This window comes from Aequorivita sublithincola DSM 14238, assembly GCF_000265385.1.
Lineage (GTDB): Bacteria > Bacteroidota > Bacteroidia > Flavobacteriales > Flavobacteriaceae > Aequorivita > Aequorivita sublithincola.
The window spans coordinates 994,681-1,012,075 of the sequence record NC_018013.1; the positions used below are offsets into that span (position 1 = coordinate 994,681).

Annotated in this window: 11 protein-coding genes and 1 pseudogene; 9 read left to right on the forward strand and 3 right to left on the reverse strand. The window is 37.1% G+C overall.

Translation table 11 applies throughout. From position 1 onward, the window contains the following. The first annotated feature begins 94 nt into the window (after positions 1-94). From AEQSU_RS04695 to AEQSU_RS04730, 7 genes and pseudogenes are all read left to right on the forward strand, one after another. Positions 95-3,013 (forward strand): GH92 family glycosyl hydrolase, encoded by a 2,919-nt coding sequence (locus AEQSU_RS04695; protein ID WP_014781713.1) that lies wholly within the window; start codon positions 95-97, stop codon positions 3,011-3,013. Between the two features lie 51 nt (positions 3,014-3,064). Further along, a complete protein-coding gene (locus AEQSU_RS04700) occupies positions 3,065-5,353 on the forward strand; it encodes a GH92 family glycosyl hydrolase (RefSeq protein WP_014781714.1) in 2,289 nt (762 codons plus the stop codon). A gap of 40 nt (positions 5,354-5,393) precedes the next feature. Continuing rightward, a complete protein-coding gene (locus AEQSU_RS04705; RefSeq protein ID WP_014781715.1) occupies positions 5,394-6,398 on the forward strand; it encodes an isoaspartyl peptidase/L-asparaginase family protein in 1,005 nt (334 codons plus the stop codon). 87 nt (positions 6,399-6,485) lie between these two features. Next, a complete protein-coding gene (locus tag AEQSU_RS04710) occupies positions 6,486-7,802 on the forward strand; it encodes a sugar MFS transporter (protein ID WP_014781716.1) in 1,317 nt (438 codons plus the stop codon). Positions 7,803-8,727: 925 nt separating this feature from the next. Continuing rightward, positions 8,728-9,813 (forward strand): annotated as a pseudogene (locus tag AEQSU_RS16880) (sensor histidine kinase). A gap of 19 nt (positions 9,814-9,832) precedes the next feature. Beyond that, entirely contained in the window at positions 9,833-10,519 is a 687-nt protein-coding gene (locus AEQSU_RS04725) for a LytR/AlgR family response regulator transcription factor (RefSeq protein WP_014781717.1), read from the forward strand. Between the two features lie 114 nt (positions 10,520-10,633). Further along, a complete protein-coding gene (locus AEQSU_RS04730; RefSeq protein WP_014781718.1) occupies positions 10,634-10,954 on the forward strand; it encodes a cation/cationic drug transporter in 321 nt (106 codons plus the stop codon). Positions 10,955-11,176: 222 nt separating this feature from the next. Here the strand turns inward: AEQSU_RS04730 and cphA are convergent, their stop codons facing one another. Further along, positions 11,177-13,813, reverse strand: a complete 2,637-nt coding sequence (gene cphA / locus AEQSU_RS04735; protein WP_014781719.1) for a cyanophycin synthetase — start codon at positions 13,811-13,813, stop codon at positions 11,177-11,179. Positions 13,814-13,910: 97 nt separating this feature from the next. Between cphA and AEQSU_RS04740 the strand changes: the two genes are divergently transcribed. Then, complete coding sequence (locus tag AEQSU_RS04740) at positions 13,911-14,783, forward strand: cyanophycinase (RefSeq protein ID WP_014781720.1); 873 nt, start codon at positions 13,911-13,913, stop codon at positions 14,781-14,783. A gap of 12 nt (positions 14,784-14,795) precedes the next feature. Here AEQSU_RS04740 and AEQSU_RS04745 read toward each other — a convergent pair whose 3' ends face one another. Both AEQSU_RS04745 and AEQSU_RS04750 read right to left on the reverse strand, forming a co-directional pair. Then, positions 14,796-15,731: an isoaspartyl peptidase/L-asparaginase family protein gene (locus AEQSU_RS04745; RefSeq protein ID WP_014781721.1), complete on the reverse strand. Its 936-nt coding sequence runs from the start codon at positions 15,729-15,731 to the stop codon at positions 14,796-14,798. Positions 15,732-15,736: 5 nt separating this feature from the next. After that, positions 15,737-16,522 carry a hypothetical protein gene (locus AEQSU_RS04750; protein ID WP_014781722.1) on the reverse strand — a complete coding sequence of 262 codons (786 nt, stop codon included), beginning with the start codon at positions 16,520-16,522 and terminating at the stop codon, positions 15,737-15,739. A gap of 80 nt (positions 16,523-16,602) precedes the next feature. Between AEQSU_RS04750 and AEQSU_RS04755 the strand changes: the two genes are divergently transcribed. Further along, positions 16,603-17,313 carry an outer membrane beta-barrel protein gene (locus AEQSU_RS04755; protein WP_014781723.1) on the forward strand — a complete coding sequence of 237 codons (711 nt, stop codon included), beginning with the start codon at positions 16,603-16,605 and terminating at the stop codon, positions 17,311-17,313. Positions 17,314-17,395 lie beyond the last annotated feature (82 nt).

The following is a 17,395-nucleotide window of genomic DNA, read 5'->3' on the forward strand; positions in this document are numbered from 1 at the left end:
AATAATAGTATACGCATCATTACCGTAATCTTGTAAAATTGAAAAAATTGCAAATAAAATTTACTTTATTTAATGCTTTCCCTACCTTTCCTAAATGTTTAAATGGCCTTTTAAATTTCTTAGCATATTTATAATTTCTTTTTGTGTTGCAAATGGTTATGCGCAGCAAATTAATAAAGCAAAGAAGTTAATTGACTTCGTAAATCCCTTCATCGGCACAGGCGGCCACGGGCACACGTATCCCGGTGCCACAATGCCTTTCGGGATGATGCAGCTAAGTCCCGACACACGCTTAGACGGCTGGGACGGCTGTAGCGGCTATCATTATAGTGATGAATATATTTACGGATTTTCGCACACACATCTCAGCGGAACGGGCGTTAGCGATTATGGCGATGTGCTTTTAATGCCTACAAATACAGCGAATTTTAATAATGGTGCGGATGGAAAAAGCGGCTACCGCGCACATTTTTTACATAAAAATGAAACCGCTTCTCCTGGATTTTACAAAGTTCTTTTAGATGAAACTAATATTGAAGTGAAACTCACGGTTTCCGAACGCAGTGGAATTCATCATTACACATTTCCTAAAAATTCAAAACAGATTGTAATCCTAGATTTGGAACACCGCGACAAAGTGTTGAGTTCTGAAATTAAAATACTTTCAAAAACTGAAATTTCTGGCCACCGTCATTCTGATGCTTGGGCGAAAGATCAACGACTTTTTTTCAATATTGAATTTTCGCGACCCTATAAAAATGTTACTTTTTTAGATGATAAAAGGGAAGGTAAAAAAGTGAAAGCTGCTTTTGAATTTGACCCTTCCGTAGGAAACGAACTTGAAATAAAAATAGCAATTTCAGCTGTTGATGAAGCGGGGGCAAAGAAAAATCTGAAAACTGAAATTGGCGATAAATCTTTTCAACAAGTAAAAACAGAAGCCGAAACTGCTTGGGAAAAACAATTAAAAAAAATCGAAATCGAAACCCAAAACGAAAACCAAAAAACAATCTTTTATACTGCGCTTTATCACACGATGATTGCACCAAATATTTATCAAGATGTTGATGGCCGCTATCGTGGAATGGATTTGCAAATTCATCAATCCAACGACTTTCAGAATTACACGGTTTTTTCACTTTGGGATACCTATCGCGCTGCACATCCACTTTATACTATCATTGAAAAAGAGAGAACAAACGATTTTATAAATTCGCTTTTGGCAAAACACGACGAAGGCGGAATCCTCCCCATTTGGCCATTAGCGGGCAATTACACAGGTTGTATGATTGGCTACCACGCCGTGCCTGTAATTGCCGATGCGTATGTAAAAGGAATTCGTGGATACGATACCAAAAAAGCTTTTGAAGCGATGAAACACAGCGCAATGAAAGACAAATTAGGGCTAAAAAGTTACAAAGAATTCGGTTTTATTCCTGTGGAAGAAGAAAGCGAATCGGTTTCAAAAACTTTGGAATACGCTTATGATGATTGGACGATTGCCGAAATGGCAAAAGCAATGGGAAAAATGGAAGATTATAAAATTTATACTGAAAGAGCACAATACTATAAAAACGTTTTTGATCCCGAAACTAAGTTTATGCGAGGTCGATTTCGCAACACTTGGTTTGCACCTTTTGATCCCTATGAAGTAAATTTCAATTACACCGAAGCAAACTCTTGGCAATACAGTTTTTACGCACCACAAGATATTTCTGGATTGATAAATTTAATGGGCGGAAAAGCTGCATTTGAAAATCAGTTAGACGAATTATTTACCGCCGAAGTTGAAACTTCTGGTCGCCAGCAAGTAGATATTACTGGTTTAATTGGGCAATACGCTCACGGGAATGAGCCGAGCCACCATATGGCCTATCTTTATAATTTCGTAAACAAACCCTCAAAAACGCAGGAAAAAGTTCATCAAATTTTAAATGAATTGTATCAAAATGCTCCCGATGGAATTTCGGGTAATGAAGACTGCGGGCAGATGAGCGCTTGGTACGTTTTCAGTGCGATGGGTTTTTATCCCGTAACGCCAGCTAGCAATCAATATATTATCGGAACACCTTTATTTGAAAGTGCTACCATTAATTTGGAAGACAGAAAATCTTTTAAAATTGAGGCTGAAAACCTTTCCGATAAAAACAAATATATCGCTTCCGTAACCTTAAACGGAAAACCATTGAACAGAAGTTTTATATATCATTCCGAAATTATGGATGGTGGAAAACTGGTTTTCAAAATGACTGATAAACCTTCTACTTGGGCAACAAAAGATGAAGAAATTCCGAAAACGGAAATCACGGAAAATCTTATTGTTCCCGCGCCATTTATAGCAAAAGGAGATGTGGCTTTTAAAAACCAAACGGAGATTTCGCTTGGAGTTGTTTCGGCAAAAACTGAAATCTTTTATTCTTTAAATGATTCAGAATTCAAAAAATACAATCAACCTTTTACTATTTCCGAAGAAATAATTTTAAAAACGTATTCGAAAAAAGACAACGCCAAAAGTGCAATTCTAACAACCCATTTCTACAAAATAGATCCAAACCTCAGTATAACCCTACAAACCGAATACGCCAACCAATACAACGGTGGCGGAAAGAACGCACTTATTGACGGCATTCACGGCGCAAATGATTTTAGAACGGGAACTTGGCAAGGCTATCACGATTTAGATTTGAAAGCTACTATTAATTTAGGTTCTTCAAAAGAAGTGAATACGGTTTCTGTGAATTTCTTGCAGGATCAACGCAGCTGGATTTTCTATCCTACAGAAGTTATTTGTTCAGTTTCAGAAAATGGAACGGATTTTACAGAATTGCCGATCAAAAAAATTGAAGCTGAAAAGCCTTCGGAAGAAACTGAAATAAAAACCATTCAATTTGAAGTAGCTAAAAATATTCAATTCATAAAAATCATCGCAAAAAACTTGGGCGATTTGCCGAAAGAGCATTTAGGTTTCGGAGGAAAAGCTTGGCTTTTTGTGGATGAGATTGAGGTGAAATGAACCAAGACTTAAGGGAAACACGAATCACGATTAAATTGAAATAATCCAAAAATGTTTAAAAAAATAATTTACACAATTGCAATTATAAGTTGCACAAACGCTTTCGCACAAACTAAAAATTTCACACAATTTGTGAATCCATTTGTTGGGACAGAAAAAATGGGACATACATTTCCCGGAGCTACAACGCCGTTTGGAATGGTGCAATTGAGTCCGCAGACGAATGTGCAAACAATGTATAAAGACGATGGAAGTTACAATTCCAGAACTTATGAATATTGCGCTGGTTATCAATATGCAGATTCAACGATTATTGGGTTTTCACATACTAATTTCAGTGGGACGGGACATTCAGATCTGGGGGATTTTTTGGTGATGCCAACGGTTGGAAAACTTGTTTTAGATCCGCTTAAAACTGAAAGTGGCGAAAAAGGTTTTGTTTCTTCTTTTTCGCATAAAAACGAAATGGCTTCACCAGGATATTACAAAGTAAAATTGGACGATTACAATATTTCTACAGAGCTTACGGCCAGTGATCGCGTGGGTTTTCATCAATACACTTTTCCAAAAAGTGAAGAGGCGCACATCATTCTCGATATGGTTTACAATGTTTATGGATACGACGATAAAAATGTTTGGACTTTTGTTCGTGTTGAAAATGATTCCACTGTAACCGGATACAGGCAAACGCACGGTTGGGCGAGGACGCGAACAGTTTACTTTGTGATGGAATTTTCCAAACCATTTAAAAGTTACGGTCATAAAAAATATGACAAAGCCAAATACAACGGGTTTTATAGGAAATTTAATGAACAAGAAAATTTCCCCGAAATGGCGGGAAAGGAAATCCGTGCTTATTTCAATTTTGATACTAAAGAAAATGAAAAGATTTCAATAAAATTTGCGCTATCATCGGTAAGTACAGAAGGCGCAATGAAAAACTTAAAAGCTGAAATTCCACATTGGGATTTTGAAAAAACCAAAGCCGAAACGCAGCAAAAATGGAATAAAGAACTTTCAAAAATTGAAGTAAAATCAATCACGCCGGAAGATAAAATCACTTTTTACACCGCGCTTTATCACACAATGCTCAGTCCAATAATTTATGAAGATGTTGGCGGACAATATCGCGGTCTCGATCAAAATATCCATACTTCGGATGGGTTTACCAACTACACTATTTTTTCACTTTGGGATACGTATCGTGCGTTGCATCCACTTTTCAACATTATTCATCCGCAGCGAAACAACGATATGATAAAAAGTATGCTCGCACATCACGACCAAAGCGTACATAAAATGCTTCCCATTTGGAGCCATTACGCTAATGAAAACTGGTGTATGATTGGCTATCACGCAACTTCGGTAATTGCAGATGCCATTGCAAAAAACGTTGGAGATTTTGATAAAAACCACGCTTTGGAAGCTTCCATAAATACTTCAAACGTCAATTATTTTGACGGAATTGGAGACTATAAAAAATATCATTTCGTGCCAGAAGACAAAAGCAGTTCCTCAGTTTCAAAAACTTTGGAGTATGCTTATGATGATTGGTGCATTGCGCAAATTGCAAAAAGCGTTGACAATACGGAAGTTGAAAAAGAGTATTTAAAACGTTCCGAATATTTCAAAAACGTTTACGATCCTTCTATTGGTTTTATGCGACCGAAACTTTCTGATGGAAAATTTAGAAAAGAGTTTGATCCATTAGACACACACGGACAAGGTTTTATTGAAGGTAACGCTTGGAATTACGGACTTTACGTGCCGCAGAATTTAGATGAAATGATTGCAATGATGGGCGGCAAAGAACGTTTCAGCAAACATTTAGATTCACTTTTCACCATGGAGCTCGACGATAAATACATTGAAAAAAACGAGGACATTACTCGCGACGGAATTATGGGCAATTACGTTCAGGGCAACGAACCGGGACATCATATTCCTTATCTTTATAATTGGACAAACAAACCATATAAAACGCAGGAACGTGTGCGTATAATTATGGATAAAATGTACGGCAGCAAACAAGACGGGCTTTGCGGAAACGATGATGCTGGACAAATGAGCGCTTGGTATATTTTCAGCGCGTTGGGCTTTTATCCAGTGCTTCCGGGTTCGCCAAATTATGCGTTGGGAAGTCCTTTGGTTGAAGAAGCCATTTTACATTTAGACAATGGAAATTCGGTAAAAATTATAGCGAAGAACCAAAGCACGAAAAATATTTATGTGAAAAGTGTTTCGGTTGACGGTAAAAAGCTAAATAGAAATTATATAACCCACGATGAAGTTACCAAAAGCAAAGAAATTGTTTTTGAAATGACTTCTAAAAAGAAATAGGATTAAAGGAATACAAGACCTAAGACTAAACCATATTTTTATGAAACGTAGAAAATTTATTCAAAATGCTTCACTTTCCACTTTCGGAATTGCTGTGGGAAGTTCTCTTTATGCTTCGGAAAAAAATTCATTGAATATTACTTCGAAAGAAAACAAAACTGAAAGTAAAGATGCGGGTTTACCTATGGTAATCGCAACTTGGAACGTAAATGATAGCACCGCCGAAGCGTGGCGCGTTTTAAATGAAGGCGGCACTTCGTTAGATGCAATCGAAAAAGGCTGTATGATTGAAGAAGCTAATGCCGAAGGACAATCAGTTGGTATTGGCGGACTGCCGGATCGCGATGGAAACGTTACGTTGGACGCTTGCATTATGAATAAAGATGGCGATTATGGCGCCGTGGTTTATATGCAAAATATTATGCACCCAATTTCCGTAGCGCGAAAGGTGATGGAAGATACGCCACACGTAATTTTAGCTGGAAAAGGTGCGGAACAATTCGCCATTTCTGAAGGTTTTAAACCTATGGATTTACTTACTGGAGCTTCAAAAAAAGCTTGGGAGGAGTGGAAAAAAACTTCGCAATACAAACCCATCATCAATATTGAAAATCACGATACCATTGGAATGCTTGCTATCGACAAAAACGGAGATATTTCTGGAGGTTGCACTACTAGCGGCTTAGCATATAAAATGGCAGGTCGCGTGGGCGATTCACCAATAATTGGTTCAGGACTTTTTATCGATAATGAAATTGGCGGCGCAACTGCAACTGGTTTGGGCGAAGAAGTTTTAAAAACCGTTGGAAGTTTCTTGATTGTTGAATTGATGCGTCAAGGCAAAACACCACAACAAGCATGTGAAGAAGCAATTGGACGAATCATCAAAAAAAGTCCGAATTATAAAGATTTTCAAGTGGGTTATATCGCTGTTAACAAAAAGGGTGAAACGGGTTGGTATTCTATACACGATGGGTTTTGGGTAACGAAATATCAAAACGACAAAAACGAAAATTTTTCATCAGATTTTTATGATAAAAAATAAAACTCTCTGCGTTCTCTGCGCCTCTGCGGTGTATATTTAACCGCTAAGGCGCAGAGAACGCAAAGAAACCAAATTCAAAAATCAACCATGACCGAAAAAAAATCCTTCCGCTCCGCTTTTATTACCGTTACGGTCCTCTTCTTTCTTTGGGGATTCATCACAGTTTTAGTTGATAGTTTAGTCCCTCGATTAAAAGACGTTTTTGAGCTCAGTTATTTCCAAGCTGGGTTGGTTCAGTTTGCTTTTTTTCTCGCCTATTTTATAATTTCTGTTCCCGCGGGAGCTTTGCTTTCGCGAATTGGATACCAAAAAGGAATTATTGTGGGTTTAGTTACAATGGCCATTGGTTGTTTGCTTTTTTATCCCGCCGCCGCCGATAGACAATTTTGGATCTTTATGGTTGCATATTTTACGCTTGCTGGCGGAATAACAGTCTTGCAAGTAGCGGCCAATCCTTATGTTTCAGTTTTGGGAAGTGAGGATGGTGCATCAAGCAGATTAAACCTTTCACAAGCATTTAACTCATTAGGAACAGCGATTGCTCCTTTAATTGGCGCTTCATTTTTATTGAGCGATACTATTAAGTCTTCAGAAGAAATTTCGGTTTTAACAGATATTGATAGAAGTTACTATTACGTTTCCGAAGCTTCCGCAGTACAAACACCTTTTCTTTATATTGCTGCATTTATAGGGCTTTTAGCGTTATTATTCGTCTTTATAAAACTTCCGAAGATTTTAGAAAAAACTACGGTTGGTGGTTATGGAAAATTGCTAAAAAACAAAATCGTGATGCTCGGCGCTTTAGGTATTTTCCTTTACGTAGGTGCCGAAGTTGCCATTGGTAGTTATTTGGTGAATTATTTTATGAGCATGAATATTTCTGAAATAATTCTACAAAACGAAACCATGAAATACATTGCCGAACGTCTTCTAAACACAGATTTAAATTCAATTGATGCCAAAGCTATAGTGGGCGCATTTGTAGTATTTTATTGGAGCGGCGCAATGATTGGCAGATTTGTAGGTGCTTATTTAACTCGAATTATAAAACCCACCAAAGTGCTTTCAATTTTTGCATTTTTGGCGGTACTAATGCTTTTGGTTTCAATGAATTCAAGTGGACTAACGGCAATGTGGTCTATTTTGGCAGTTGGACTTTTCAATTCCATAATGTTCCCAACAATTTTCGCATTGACTATTGACGGTTTAGGAGATTTAAAACCGCAAGCTTCAGGTTTGCTTTGTATGGCAATTGTTGGTGGTGCAGTAATACCACCAATGTACGGGCTTTTTACAGATTCATTCGGTTTTAAAATTGCCTTATTGTTGATAATTGCTTGTTATGCATACATTTTAATCTTTGGAATTTTAAAAGGAAAACAATCCTCAATTAGATATAATTAAAAAGCCTATCGTTTTATTAGAATTTAAATAGTATCTTAAATTCCAATTAACCAACCATTTGAAAACCTCACTTTCAATTATACTTATTCTCCTCTGTTTTGTTGGGTATTCTCAAGATGCCCAAAATACAAATGCAGCTGCTATTGATTCTGTTATAAAAGCAGTTGAAAAAATGTCTTCAGCAGATGATAAAATAGCCTCACTAAGCCAGTTTACAAGCAAACTCCGTTATGGTGCGGGAAGCTTGAGGTTAATTAAAAAATCTGAAGAGATTTCAAATAAGGCAAAGACACCAAAGTTACTTGCGACTACCTATTATTATTACGGCAACTATTATTACTACAATTCAAAATTAGACTCTTCATTATATTATATTGAAAAATCCAAAGTGCTTATAAATGATGACGAACTCCCTTTTTTAAGGTCTTCTATCTTAAATACTGAAGGTGGCGTTTATGCCGTAAAAGGCGACATGCCCCAAGCCTTGGCACTTACATTGAAATCTAGAGAATTTATTGATAAAGTAGATCCTTCAACATTAAATGAAGAAGAAACGAAGCGTTATAAATACCAACAGTTGTCCTTAGATAATAGCATCGCAAACTTCTACAATCAGATGGAGGAATATGATAAAGCGACCCAATATTATGACAAAGGCTACAAATCCGCTTTAAAAGATAAGTCATACTTAGCCGCTGGGGTTTTTATTACCAACAAAGGCGATTTATATCTAAATACAGAAAAGTACGAGTTGGCGCTCAAAGCGTTTATTGAAGGAAAAAAACTAAAAGAAAAAGGAGAAGCTCCAGAATTATTACTTGTAAACTCCGACTTAAACATCGGCATTGCCTACGCGCATCTTAGTGATTTTGAAAATGCTACATCCTATTTAAATAATGCAATTTCCTTTTATGATAAAACCAATATGTCCGGAAAACTTGCTGAATCCTATTTTTATAGAGGCGATTTATATGTAAAGCAGCAAAATTATAAGCTCGCCATTGCAGATTGTAAGAAAGCGAAAGAGATGACTTCTGAAACCCAGGATCTTCAAGTATATTCAAAAGCATGTAATTGTCTTTATATCGCTTTCAAAGAAACCGGAAACCATGAAGAGTCGTTAGAAAATTATGAGCAATATGTTGATGCTCGTGAAACCATATTCAACGAAAAAAACATAAAAAAGCAGACGCAGCAAGAGATGCAATTTGAATTCAACAAAACCTCCGCTCTTAAAAATGCAGAGATTAATGCGCGTGAAAAGGAGAGTTTTCTATATTCAATCCTCGCGTTTATTGGGTTTTTATTCGCTGCCTTTTTAGGATTTTTCTTCTATAAAAACAGAAAGAAAAACCTAGTCTTAGCGAAACAGAAAAAACTATTGGAAGCAACCGTAGACGAGAAAAATGTATTGTTGAAAGAAACCCATCACCGTGTAAAAAACAGTTTTCAAATCGTTTCCTCCCTCCTTTATCTTCAATCTGAAAATATGGTAGATAAGGAAGCGCAGATAGCACTTCGCGAAGCATAGAACAGAGTGCGATCAATGGTTTTAATTCATCAAAGACTTTACAGCAAAGACCAACTTGTGGGTATTGACAGTAAAGAATATTTAGAAGCGCTAACAAAAGATATTTTTGAAACCCATCAATTCAAAAATGAAGTATTGCCTTATAAGTTGAACATTGAGCCTATTGTTTTAAGTATTGAAACCATTACACCAATCGGCCTAATTTTAAACGAATTAATAGTAAATGTTTTGAAACACGCATATACTACTATTGCACCCGAAAGTATCCTTTCAGTAGATTTTAGAAAAAATAACGATGAATTACTTTTAAAAGTATCAGACAACGGAAATGGTTTTGAAGGTGAAATAAAAGATTCTTCCTTTGGAATAAAATTAATGAAGGCACTTTCAAAAAAACTGAAGGCAGAATTGAACTATGCCTCTTCGGTAAATAACGGGACCGAAGTGATTTTAACCATAAAAAAGTTTGAAATTCTTTAACCAATAAGAAAAATTCACTGTGAGCAAATTGAACATTTATATTGTTGAGGACGATCCAATTATCGCGATAACCATTGAAACTGCTTTAAAAAAGCAAGGATATAGTATTTGCGGAAATGCAGACAATTTTGAAGAAGCCATAGCCGAAATAAAACAACATACCCCAGACTTAGTTTTAGTAGATATTCAACTGGACGGAGAAAAGGACGGAGTAGATCTTGCCGAATGTTTGGATAAACTTGAAATGCCTTACCTCTATCTTACCTCTCAGACAGATCCACATACCATAAAACGAGTTAAGGAAACCCGACCGCTGGGTTACATTGTAAAACCTTTCACCGAAAATGGTTTAAGAACGAATATAGAAATAGCCTGGAACAATTATAAAAATGATGAGGAATACCTCACTTTTTCTGCAAACAATGAATATTACAAAATCCGGCAATCGCAAATACTCTACCTAAAAGCATTTGATAACTACTGCTATGTAATGACTACAGAACGGGAATATCTGGTTCCGAAAACACTAAAACATCTGGAAACCCAACTTAATTGCGGGAAATTCATAAAAACCCACCGCTCTTATATAGTTAATCTTCTAAAGATTGATGCTTTACGAACCGATTCACTACTCATAAACGACTTCGAAATACCAGTGAGTAATTCAAAAAAAACAAAGCTAAAACAGTTGTTGCAGGGTAAATAAGTGCCGTTCACTAAAAAAAACAGCCCATTCACTAAAAAATTCCGAAAATTTCTTCATAACAATCTATCTTAGACTTGTATATACTTCCCAGCAAGAGTTTAATGAAAAGATTTAATGATGAACAATGCATTAATTTACATAGCAGCTGGAGCAATTTTTGACACATTTGGAGACTTGTTGATGCAAAATTGGGTGTTGAATAGTAACAAAACATACTTTGCTGGAGGAATGTTGTTTTATGTGGTAGGTTTGAGTTTTTTGGCTTATAGCTTCACATTTAAAAATATAGTAGTAGCGTCAGTTTTGTTTTTGATCGTGAATGTAGTTCTACTTTCATTGGTAAACTGGCTTGTTTATGACGAATCACTTTCATACCGAGAAATGGGTGGGCTCTGTCTAGGACTTATGGCAATTGCGTTATTTGAATTTAATTAGAAAAATAAATCATATAGTTACAATTGAAAATTTTCAATTGTTTTCAAAAAGAAAGCCACGGTGGGGCGTGGCTTTCTTTAAATAATTTTAAAAGAATACTGAATTTAGGATAAGGTAATGCTAACGTAGTGCTTTAGAGATTGAAAAAACGTTGATCACGTGTGCTTCAAATTTCAGTATTAAAAATGAAAGTCGCTTTTGAGGAGGAGCGGCTTTCTCTTTTTAATTTGCAAAAGTTCTTTCACCGCTCGTTTCCTGTTCCTTAAATTTCATTACAAGATCCAAAGCATCTGGAATTACGTCACTACACAGTATAATCAAAGAACCTTTTTTTGCATTTTTTACTGCAAAAGTGATTGCTTCTTTTTCTGAAGGAATGATGGTTGTTTTCTTTTTTGGGTCTTTAGACTGTATACCATCATTTAGCATTTTTATGATCTCTTCATCACTTCTTCCACGTAAATGCTTGTCCTGACGGATTATAATTTCGTCAAACATTTCGGCGGCAATGCTGCCTAATTCTTTAGTATCTTCTTCTCTTCTGTCACCCACTCCAGCTATGATTCCAACTTTTACAGTTGCTTCAAGATTATCAGTAAATTTTTGAAGCGCCCGCATTCCTGCCGGGTTGTGAGCATAATCTAGTAAAATTGAAAAGTTTTCAAACTGAAAAAGATTCAACCTTCCAGGTGTTTGTGTAGCCGAAGGAATAAAGGTTTCCAAAGCAATTTTCATGTCTTCAATACCAATTCCTCGAACATTTGCAGCAATTACTGCTGGAAGAATATTTTGGATCATAAAAGTTGCCTTTCCACCATAAGTTAATGGGATGTTTTCAGCTTTCATGATGCGCATTTTCCAGGTTCCACGACAAAGGGTAACATAGCCATTTTCATAAACCGCAGTAATTCCACCTAGTTTTTGAAGTGCCTTTATTCGCGGATTTTCTTCATCCATAGAAAAAAGAGCGAGGTTGCAGTTTATGCTTCTTCGCATTTCGTAAACCAAATCGTCATCGGCGTTTAAAATTGCGTAACCTTCTGGCAAAACAGTTTCGGGAATTACACCTTTTACTTTGGCTAGTTGTTCCACAGTATGAATTCCTTTAAGTCCCAAATGGTCTGCGGCAACATTAGTTACAATAGCAACATCACATTTTTTGAAACCGAGACCTGCACGCAACAATCCACCGCGCGCACATTCCAAAACTGCAAAATTTACAGTTGGATCTTTCAAAACAAATTCTGCACTTGCTGGGCCCGTACAGTCTCCTTTCATCAACAATCTATTCTGAATATAAACACCATCACTTGTGGTATATCCTACTCTGTGCCCTTTCATTTTTGCAATATGTGCAATCAAGCGGGTTGTTGTGGTTTTACCATTAGTTCCGGTGATAGCGATGATTGGAATTCTACCTGTATCGCCGTGATTCGGGAATAATTTATCCACTACAGGAGCCGCCACGTTTCGGGGAAGACCCGTTGTTGGCGCCAAGTGCATTCTAAATCCGGGACCAGCGTTCACTTCTAGCACAGCGCCGCCTGTGTCTTCCAAAGGCTGGCTGATGTCTGTAGTCATAATATCAATTCCACAAATATCAAGATCTATAATTTTTGAAATACGTTCCGCCATAGAAACGTTGGAAGGGTGTACAATATCCGTAACATCTTCCGCAGTACCACCTGTGCTAAGGTTTGCGGTGTCTTTTAAAATTACAATTTCGTCTTTTTGAGGCACCGAATCTTCAGTATAACCTTTAGTCGCTAATATTGTTTTGGTAAGGTTGTTAATCGTTATTTTGGTGAGCACGTTCTCGTGACCGTAACCACGACGTGAATCTTTGTTTACTTCTTCAACAAGCTCTTTAATAGTCAATTTTCCATCGCCAATAACCTTTGCAGGCGTACGTTTTGCGGCGGCTACCAACACATTGTTTATTACTAGCAATCTGTAATCTTCGCCTGTTATATATTTTTCAATAATTACTTTATTTGAAACCTCTTTGGCTTCGTTAAAAGCAACAACGGCATCTTCATAATTATTAATATTCACCGTAATTCCACGACCGTGATTACCATCTATTGGTTTCACAACTAGTGGAAAACCTACATAGCTGCAGGCTTCTTTCAAACTACTTTCGCGTGAAATAATATCGCCACGAGGTACTTGCACCTCAGCCTGCTCTAGAATGAATTTTGTGTCTTCTTTATCACACGCCAATTCCACACCAATACTACTGGTTTCGGAAGTAACGGTTGCTTGAATTCTTTTTTGATTGGCGCCGTAACCCAATTGGCAAAGTGAATATTTATTTAAACGAATCCAAGGAATTCCACGTGCTTCAGCTTCTTCAACAATAGAACCGGTACTTGGCCCTAAACGTTCGTCTTCACGAATTTCGCGCATTCTTTGAATATCTGCTTCCAAATCATAGTCTTCTCCGGCAATTAATGCTTCGCAGATATCAACGGCAGCTTTGGCGGCATAACGCCCTACATTTTCTTCTATATAACTGAAAACTACGTTGTAAACTCCCTTTTCGCCATAGGTGCGGGTTCTTCCGAAGCCAGTATCCATATCTGCTAAGGTTTGTATTTCCAGCGCAATATGCTCTATAATATGACCCATCCAAGTGCCGTCTTCCACTCTTTTGAAAAAACCACCAGGTTCGCCCACGCTACAACGATGACTATACATAGTTGGAAACATTGTTTCCAGACGGCCGCTAAAACCTTCAATTTTATTTGAGGGTAGATCTTCCATTTCCTCAAGGTCCAAGACCATAACAATTAATTTATGACGACGTACAGACCAGTAATTTGGTCCTCGCATAGCGTTGATTTCTCTAATTCGCATAAGTTGACGGATTTGTTAGTTTTGTATGAATTTGATAAAAGTATGATTAATTTTTCTAACAATTAGCGTATTTTTGCCGACAAATTTAAATTAATTCATGGGCATAAAAGGAACACTAATCCCGATAGGTGGAAACGAAGATAAAGGAATTGAGCAAAGTGAAATATATACTTTGGAATATATTCAAGAAGGAATTCTATCTAGAGTGGTCCGTGAAAGCGGTGGCAGCGATGCAACAATCGTAGTTATACCAACAGCTTCAAGCATTCCCAATGAAGTAAGCGAAAATTATCTTCAAGCTTTTAATAAATTGGGGTGTGAAAATGTTCATATCATGGACATCCGTAATAGAGCTGAAGCAGAAAATCCAGCTCATCTTGAATTAATGAAAAAAGCAGACTGCGTAATGTTTTCGGGCGGAGATCAATCTAAAATTGTGCAATATATTGGCGGAACACTTTTGCATAAAATTATTGTGGAACGATACGAGAAAGAGAATTTTGTAATAGCCGGAACAAGTGCAGGCGCTATGTGCATGAGCAAGGAAATGATAAAAGGCGGTGGTATTAAAGAAGCATTTACCAAAGGCGCAGTGCTTATGGGCGAAGGGATGGGCTTTATTCCAAACCTTATAATAGATTCACACTTTATTCGTCGTGGGCGTTTTGGACGACTTGCGGAAGCCGTTGCACGTTTCCCAGACCTAATTGGTATTGGTCTGGCTGAAGATACTGGCTTAGTAATAAAGAAAGGAAATATGGCCGAAGTAATTGGCTCGGGAATGGTGATTCTTTTCGATCCAAGAAAACTACAACACAATAACCAAAAAGTAGTTGTGGATGGAGCGCCAATGTCTCTAACCAATTTGAAAACACACATTCTTGCCAATGGTGATAAGTTGGATATTAAGAAGAAAAAAATAAAGATTTCACCTGTTCATATTGAAATGACAGATGTTCAGGTGGTTTAGGTATTTAGGAAATTAATCTTTATAAATTCCGATTTCTTTTTTTCCTTCTGAAGTTTTAAAGGCGCGATACATTCCTTCGGTGTTGAAGGGCATTGCGATGTTTCCTTTAGCATCCACGGCAATTAAACCACCGTCGCCGCCAATTTCTAGAACTCTTTTATTTATTACTTCGGAAGCTGCTTCTTCTACAGACATTCCCTTGTGTTCTATCAAGCAAGATACGTCATAAGCCACTACACCTCGGATAAAAAATTCACCACTTCCTGTGCAACTTACTGCGCAGGTTTTGTTGTTGGCGTAATTACCAACTCCAATCATTGGGCTATCACCCACGCGACCCCAACGTTTGTTAGTCATTCCACCTGTTGAAGTTGCGGCGGCAATGTTTCCGTCTTTATCGCAGGCTACAGCACCAACGGTTCCAAATTTCCCTTCCTTTTTCATACTGTGATCCAACTGAAAAGTATCACTATCCTTTATGTTTTGCCATTGTTGGTATCGATGCTCGTCGTAAAAATATTCTGGAGTTTCCAATTTGTAACCCAAACTTTTTGCAAAACGCATTGCTCCTTCGCCTGCAAGAAAAACATGGTCGGTTTTTTCCATAACGTCACGCGCCAAAGTAACTGGGTTTTTAATTCCTGTAATTAATGAAACGCCACCCGCGTCCAAAGTTTTGCCGTCCATAATAGCGGCATCCATCTCGTGAGTGCCGTCATTAGTAAAAACGCTTCCTTTTCCCGCGTTAAAAAGCGGGCAATCTTCCAAATGGTTTACTGCGGTTTGAACGGCGTCCATCGCGCTTCCGTCATTATCAAGAATTGCATATCCTTTTTCCAACCCTTCATTTAGAGCAGCTTTGTATTGTTCTTCTTTTTCGGGTGTCATTAATCCTTTTACGAGTGTTCCGGCGCCGCCGTGAATTACTATTGAGAATTTATTATTCATAATTATTAGTTTGGATAGGTAAACTTACCGTTTAAAATATATGGTTTACCCAAGGGTGTATCACAAAAAATTATTGTTAAATCAGTTCCATTGTTCTCAACATAAAAAACAGTTCCAGGAGCAGCCGTTGCACCTCCTTGCGAGCCTATTCCATAATCTATAAGGTATAACTTCGCCGAACCATTTGATAAGTTATATTGACCATCAAAGTCACCTTGAATGGTTGTGTATTGGCCTGTTTGTGGAAAATCTTTATTTACCTCATTAAACTGAACCTTAATCTTAATACTCGATGAAAAGCTAGTTGTTTCAAACTGAAGATTTCCTTCATCAAAACCATAGGACGGGAACGTCAAAGCTACATCGCTAATATTAATTTGAGCAGTTTTCGTATCAATAAAATTGTCTTTTATGGGGTTGCAAGCAGCTTCTGCATCTGTTGTGAATTCATAAATTTCACCGTAGCCTACGCCAACTTCATTTATCGCATACGCCCTATAATAATAGGTTGTAGCATTTTTTAAACCACTAATCAATTCTAAAAAAGAGTTTAGGCGTTGTCCTAAAGCCATTTTATTATCAGTAATTATTGGGGTATTTCCTGTGCTCCAAACCACGCCGAATTCTGTAACATCTTTTCCGCCTTCCGCCAAGACTGATCCACCAAGCATTGCTGTGTTTGCTTGTACATTTAAAGGTTCCGCAGTAACCACTATGGGTGTGAGGTATTCGATATTTTCTATTTCGCAACTGTATGCAATAACTAAGACGAGGAGGAATAGTTTTTTCATTCAAGATTTTTATAAGCGCCCAAATGTAGGGAATTTATATATATTTGGCGCTTTCAAAAAACAACCCAATTTTTAGCTTTATGTCTTTGAAGTCTTACAAATTTGTTCTTTTTTTATTTCTACTTTTAGGTTTTGCTAACGCAAACTCGCAATCTTATTATTCAGGAGGCGGTCTTTTTGAAGGGAGATTTGGAGTAACCGTTGGTACAACCAATTACAGTCCTGGCGCGAATTTTTTGTTTTCGAAATCGGCTCCTGGATATAAAGTTGGATTTATTGGAACGGTATTCATTTCTGAAAAATTTGAACTTTTTGTTGAAATGAACTACGCCAGACATTTTATGAAATTTGTGGGCCGCGAATACAAAACATCCAAACCTGAAGACATAAAATTTAAATTGGAAACCTTCAATGTTCCCTTTATTTTAGATTACACCGTTCTTAACCTCAAAGACGAATGGTTTTTCGGCATTAATGCTGGTCCTTCTGTTAGTTTTCTTTACGATTACAGTATTTTGGATGATGATAAAAAGGATTACGTTCTGGAGCCTCTTTATTCCTCACCACGAGATTTGGAGTTTGACAGCAATAAAGAAAAAGTATCATTCAACGCTTTTCTTGCTATGGGCGTAAGTGTTGAATACAATCGGTTTATGGCAACTTTTAGATACAATAAGGGAATTACAGACCCTTATAGAAACATCAACCTATATTCTCCGGTGATGGAATTGAAAGGAAAAGACAATTATTTTGAATTTTCATTGGTCTATTTATTTGAGGATAAATTATAGTCTTCTTCAATTTTTCTTTTTTACTTAAAAACATAGTTTTCTAAAGGGTTCTTTTTACTTTTGAAGCATACCCTTATTCAAA

Coding starts and splice junctions, on each gene's coding strand:
- AEQSU_RS04730 (WP_014781718.1), top strand. CDS start 10,634: ATGATGAACAATGCATTAATTTACATAGCAGCTGGAGCAATTTTTGAC.
- AEQSU_RS04695 (WP_014781713.1), top strand. CDS start 95: ATGTTTAAATGGCCTTTTAAATTTCTTAGCATATTTATAATTTCTTTT.
- AEQSU_RS04740 (WP_014781720.1), top strand. CDS start 13,911: ATGGGCATAAAAGGAACACTAATCCCGATAGGTGGAAACGAAGATAAA.
- AEQSU_RS04745 (WP_014781721.1), bottom strand. CDS start 15,731: ATGAATAATAAATTCTCAATAGTAATTCACGGCGGCGCCGGAACACTC.
- AEQSU_RS04705 (WP_014781715.1), top strand. CDS start 5,394: ATGAAACGTAGAAAATTTATTCAAAATGCTTCACTTTCCACTTTCGGA.
- AEQSU_RS04755 (WP_014781723.1), top strand. CDS start 16,603: ATGTCTTTGAAGTCTTACAAATTTGTTCTTTTTTTATTTCTACTTTTA.
- cphA (WP_014781719.1), bottom strand. CDS start 13,813: ATGCGAATTAGAGAAATCAACGCTATGCGAGGACCAAATTACTGGTCT.
- AEQSU_RS04710 (WP_014781716.1), top strand. CDS start 6,486: ATGACCGAAAAAAAATCCTTCCGCTCCGCTTTTATTACCGTTACGGTC.
- AEQSU_RS04700 (WP_014781714.1), top strand. CDS start 3,065: ATGTTTAAAAAAATAATTTACACAATTGCAATTATAAGTTGCACAAAC.
- AEQSU_RS04750 (WP_014781722.1), bottom strand. CDS start 16,522: ATGAAAAAACTATTCCTCCTCGTCTTAGTTATTGCATACAGTTGCGAA.